We start from the raw sequence: 3,934 nt of genomic DNA on the forward strand, positions 1-3,934 counted from the left end.
AAATGCACAAGCCGAACAAGGTAAACGAAGAATAGAAGTTATATGGTCTAACGTAAAGGGTACACAAATCACATTGTTTGAGTAATAAAATTAGTTTTTGTATGAATAAAAAAATAGAAAGGGGTAAAGAGGTTTGGTCGACCGATAAATAGCTATTTACTCCTGTGAAAAAATGAATGTGTTAAGTTTATTTGATGGAATGAGTTGTGGTAGAGAAGCTTTTATAGATGCTCGGATTAAAGTACATAAATATTACGCTAGTGAAATTAAAGAGGATGCAATTAAAGTTACGCAACATAATCATCCAGATACTATACAACTCGGTAGCGTTACAGAAATTAACGGAAATTCTTTAGGAAATATAGATATTCTTATCGGAGGAAGTCCTTGTCAAAATCTAAGTGTGGCCATGTGTAAGGAGCATAGAAAAGGTTTAGATGGAGATAAATCAAGTCTATTTTATGAGTATTACAGAATATTAAAAGAAGCTAAACCAAAGTACTTCCTTCTAGAAAATGTAGGAGGAATGGATAAAAAAGACAGAGATGTGATCACACAATTATTAGGAGTAGAGCCTATTAATATAAATAGCAAATTAGTTTCAGCTCAATTAAGAAACAGACTTTATTGGACCAATATTCCAAGTGTAACACGACCAAAGAACGAAAACGTTAAACTTAATGATATTTTGATAGATGGCTGGAGTGATCGAGAAAAATCGAGATGTCTACTAGAAAGTGACAGTAGGCCGTTGACTACACCATTAAAAATGTTTCATAGGTACTATTCTACTGGATTTACTACGTTAATTTTTAGGTCTCAAGAGCATTATGTTGAATGTGTAAAACATTACAATAGACACTTTAAAGGCATGAGTGCAAAAGAGATTGATTATATAAAAGATAATGTGGATTGTCGAGTCTACAACGGCACTAGATACTTGTACCAAGAAGAATTAGAAAAGCTTCAGACAATACCTGTTGGGTATACGAGTATATTGGACAGAAATTCCGCAGCAGGTTTATTGGGAGACGGATGGACTATGAAAGTTATATCTCACATATTAAGAGGTATTAAATAAAATTGACTTTTGTTGAGGTGAGAATATGGTAGTACATTGTGACAATGAAGATTGTAAAAATTGTAGTAATGGATGTTGTCAATGTGGGTATTTAGAAATAGTAGACGGAGAATGTGAGTCATTTGAAATATTAAAAGAAGAATAGGAGGAAAGAGTGGGCCCTTAAATCTCTAGAGAACTCCTAAAAAGATATGAAAGTAAGATTACTAGATATAGATGGCAAAATGCCAAACATAGCACTTATGAAAATAGCTGCATACCACAAACAAAAAGGCGATCATGTTGATTGGTTAAATCCTTTAATGGATATAGAAGCCAATATAGAAAAGGTATATGCTAGTAAGTTATTTAATTTCAGCAATGACTATGATTATTACCCACCAGAAGCTGAGATAATACGTGGGGGCACAGGATTTGATATTTCAAGTAAACTATCACAACAAATAGAATCTATAACTAAGTTAGATTACAGCATATACCCACAACATCATTATTCAATGCAGTTTTTCAGCAGAGGATGTATAAGGATTTGTCCGTTTTGTGTAGTAAGGGAGAAAGAGGGATATATACATCCAGTAGATCCGCTAGAATTAAATCCGAATGGCAAACACATAGAAGTATTAGATAATAATTTCTTTGCTAATCCAGAATGGAAATTTGCGATAGAAAAGCTTTTAGAGTGGAAACATCCTGTTAACTTACATGGTGTAGATGTAAGAATAATGAACGAGGAACAGGCATATTACCTAAACCAACTAAAGCACCATAAGCAAGTACATATAGCATGGGATAACCCAAAACAAAATATACTAGAACAGCTTAAGACCATGACTAAGTATATTAAGCCATATAAGATTATGTGCTATGTACTTATAGGTTATTGGAGCACACCAGAGGAAGATTTGTACAGAATAGAAAAATTAAGAGAGCTGAAAGTTGATCCATTCGTAATGCCTTTTAATAAAATGGATGAATACCAAAAGAAGTTCGCAAGATGGGTAAATCATAAAGCTATTTTTAAAACAGTAGCTTGGAAGGACTATAGATAACCTAATAAAAATAAATGTTATTTATGGAGGTAATACATATGGGAAGAAAAAGCCCTCATGGGTTTACAACACAAGCAGAGTACATGAAGTGGTATTACCAAACTAATAAAGAGGTCATATCACAGAAAAGAAAAAAATATAGGCAGGAAAATAGAGAAAAGATGCTAGAAAGTGAAAGGGCATGGTATAGGGCTAATTATAAGCCCAAAAAAAGAAATCCTAGTACATATACTTATAAATACGTTTACAAAGTTAAAGATGATGATGTAGTAGAGTTTTTAGGGGTTGAAAAGGCAGCGGAACAGTTATTTGTATGCGTACATACGATAAGAAATTCTGTAAGGCTTAGAAGAGGATATTGTAAATCTCTAGATTGCTATTTGTTAATAAGCAAAGACAAGTTAAGCAAAGGACTAGTGCTAAGTAAAGTAAGAGATAATTTAGCAAGTTAGGTGATAATGTAGCTAAATACAAAATGAATTTTGAATTATGTATATCAAAAATATGCTATCACAATAAAAAAGACTAAGAATTAACTTAGTCTTTGCATTCAGTATAAGCACCCCAATTTGGGTAAGTTCTAAATTTATTGATGAAAACATGACCTTCCCATGAAATATCTTCTATGCAAGATTTGCGTTCGTCCAGCTTTATAAAACCAGCTTCCTCTAACTTGGCTATAGCATATTTTACTTGTGACTCACTATATATGTTAGGATGATCTTTTTGTAGTGCAAAACATACTTGTGCAGTAGGTAGAATGGATTTAAATCCTAAAGTGCTTTCAATGTATGCCATTATGTTGATAAGTAGTTCAAAATCTAAGCGCATAAGTCGCCTCCTTTGATTGTATGTAAATTTAGAATAGTCTATAAATATGTAGAGGTTATAAATTTTATAAGAAAATGTGTAATAAAAAATAAGAATTTGTAAAGACAGGTGATAAAATGAAAAAATTTAATGAGTATTACAAGACATATACGGCAGAGTATTGTAAATCAACAGGCTTGCCAATGTATGGATGTGGTGACGAATTTGAAAATCTTTATAGTAAAAGTAAATGTCAAAAAATGAAAAGACCTGTACAAGAAGGTGAAGAGCCAGTTGCTTTTTATAGAGTAAAAAATGGTTATTGTGGTCTATATGAGAGAATTTAAAATCCAAATTTGAGGAGTATGAAAAATGAAGTGTAAAGTTATTAAACCTAATATAACAACGTATGCAATGAGATTTAATAAAGATGAAGACCCAGACTTATATTGGAGATGTATGTGGGCACGTATCTCGTTAGACCATGATAATTACACGCTATCAATTGTTTCTGATTGTGGAGATTATACGTATTCATGGGGACGCAACGATCATGAAAGCTTTTTAAACCTAATGAGTAGAATCAATGAGTATTATTTGCTAGATAAGATATCTAGTCGTAGTAAATTCAACTTAGAAAAAAGTAAGCAGGAAACAATTGATAGAATCAAGAATTATTATGAACACTCGGATGATGATGATAAATGTAATGAGCAAATAGAAGCAGTGAAAGATGTTGAATATTACGGCGAAGAAGGTTTCTATATCGCAGTAGATCAAATCGTAGAGGATAGTGAGTTGATAGAAGTTGTAAAAGAGTACCCAAATGGTGCAGTTACAATATGCGAGATATTTAAAACGTACTTGCAACCTCTACTGAAAGAAAGTAATAGCAAATAAAATCAGAGATTGGTGAGGGGATTGTATGAATAGGTATAAAACAAGTAATTGTATTATGTGTGGTGAAAAAGCTGTAGGTTGGCATGGTCATGTG

Annotated in this window: 6 protein-coding genes; 5 read left to right on the plus strand and 1 reads right to left on the minus strand. The window is 32.4% G+C overall.

Annotated features, from left to right (window positions below; all coding sequences use genetic code 11):
• Positions 1 to 178: 178 nt before the first annotated feature.
• The 3 genes from CS063_RS17210 (at position 179) to CS063_RS17220 (ending at position 2,582) form a co-directional block, all read left to right on the plus strand.
• Positions 179 to 1,081, plus strand: coding sequence for a DNA cytosine methyltransferase (locus CS063_RS17210; RefSeq protein WP_180270850.1), 903 nt, complete (start codon positions 179 to 181; stop codon positions 1,079 to 1,081).
• A 191-nt stretch (positions 1,082 to 1,272) separates the two neighbouring features.
• On the plus strand, positions 1,273 to 2,130 hold the full coding sequence (locus CS063_RS17215; RefSeq protein WP_099450900.1) for a hypothetical protein: 858 nt from the start codon (positions 1,273 to 1,275) through the stop codon (positions 2,128 to 2,130).
• A gap of 38 nt (positions 2,131 to 2,168) precedes the next feature.
• Positions 2,169 to 2,582 carry a hypothetical protein gene (locus CS063_RS17220; RefSeq protein WP_099450901.1) on the plus strand — a complete coding sequence of 138 codons (414 nt, stop codon included), beginning with the start codon at positions 2,169 to 2,171 and terminating at the stop codon, positions 2,580 to 2,582.
• Between the two features lie 85 nt (positions 2,583 to 2,667).
• Here the strand turns inward: CS063_RS17220 and CS063_RS17225 are convergent, their stop codons facing one another.
• Positions 2,668 to 2,961: a DUF2513 domain-containing protein gene (locus CS063_RS17225; protein ID WP_099450902.1), complete on the minus strand. Its 294-nt coding sequence runs from the start codon at positions 2,959 to 2,961 to the stop codon at positions 2,668 to 2,670.
• Positions 2,962 to 3,077: 116 nt separating this feature from the next.
• On the opposite strand from CS063_RS17225, the gene CS063_RS17230 reads away from it, so the two are divergent.
• Positions 3,078 to 3,287, plus strand: coding sequence for a hypothetical protein (locus CS063_RS17230; RefSeq protein WP_099450903.1), 210 nt, complete (start codon positions 3,078 to 3,080; stop codon positions 3,285 to 3,287).
• A gap of 25 nt (positions 3,288 to 3,312) precedes the next feature.
• Positions 3,313 to 3,840: a hypothetical protein gene (locus CS063_RS17235; RefSeq protein WP_099450904.1), complete on the plus strand. Its 528-nt coding sequence runs from the start codon at positions 3,313 to 3,315 to the stop codon at positions 3,838 to 3,840.
• The last annotated feature ends 94 nt before the right edge of the window (positions 3,841 to 3,934 follow it).

It is taken from the genome of Sporanaerobium hydrogeniformans, assembly GCF_002735925.1.
Classification (GTDB): domain Bacteria; phylum Bacillota; class Clostridia; order Lachnospirales; family Cellulosilyticaceae; genus Sporanaerobium; species Sporanaerobium hydrogeniformans.